This window comes from Bartonella jaculi, from assembly GCF_039543045.1.
Taxonomy (GTDB): Bacteria; Pseudomonadota; Alphaproteobacteria; order Rhizobiales; family Rhizobiaceae; genus Bartonella; species Bartonella jaculi.
This window is the reverse complement of the sequence record NZ_BAABIZ010000157.1, coordinates 1-811: the sequence shown is the minus strand read 5'-3', so window position 1 is coordinate 811 and position 811 is coordinate 1. Positions and strand designations below refer to the sequence as shown.

Sequence of the window (811 nt, the reverse complement as noted above, 5' to 3'; positions counted from 1 at the left end):
TTCCATTCCAAATTTTAGCAAATCTTTATCACATATAAATTGTGAGGGTATTCTTATGTGCAAAAAATACATCATAACAAATGAAATGAAACAAATTAAAGATAAACTGACTAAACGGGTTACTACCCTCTATCGTATTAAAGCTTTAAAAAACTTTTCTGATGTCAAGGCTGGTGATCTGGGGGGCTTTATTGAAAAGGAAAGCAACCTTTCACATGATGGCAATTGCTGGGTTAGTGATGATGCTTGTGTTTTCAAAACTAGCCGTGTTTTTGAAAATGCAAAAATTTGTGGCAATGCACAAGTTTGTGGTCAAGTCTATGGCAAGGCTGTTGTTTATGGCAAGGCTTTCATTTCTCAATATGCAAAAATTTATGATCATGCGCGTGTTTATGATAATGCCCGTGTAATGGGTTATGTTTATGGCAATGCTCGTGTGTATGGCAATGCTCGTATTGATATTGAAGCACATATTTATGACAATGCCCATGTTTTTTATAATGCGTGGGTTTGTAATGACGCAAGGGTCTATGGTGATGCCAAGGTCTCAGGTTTTGCTTGCATTCATTGCCATGCAAAAATTTATGATCATGCAATGATTCATAACCGTGCAAAAATCTATGGCAAGGTTTATGGCAATGCTTATGTGAGTGGCTCTGCTGAAATTTATGGCTCTGTTTATGGCAATGCCAAGATTTCATGTGCACTCAAGGTCTTTGGTAAAGTTTATGGAAGAGCAAAAATAAATAGAAAAAGTATGATAAGGTGTATTCAAAACAATCAAGAGGTTTATAAGAGCGATAAGATTGTA

1 protein-coding gene is annotated in these 811 nt (G+C 35.9%); it reads left to right on the top strand.

The features are described 5' to 3' along the window. Window positions 1-55 precede the first annotated feature (55 nt). On the top strand, window positions 56-811 hold a 756-nt coding region (locus ABD915_RS09935; protein ID WP_345117797.1), incomplete at its 3' end, for a hypothetical protein.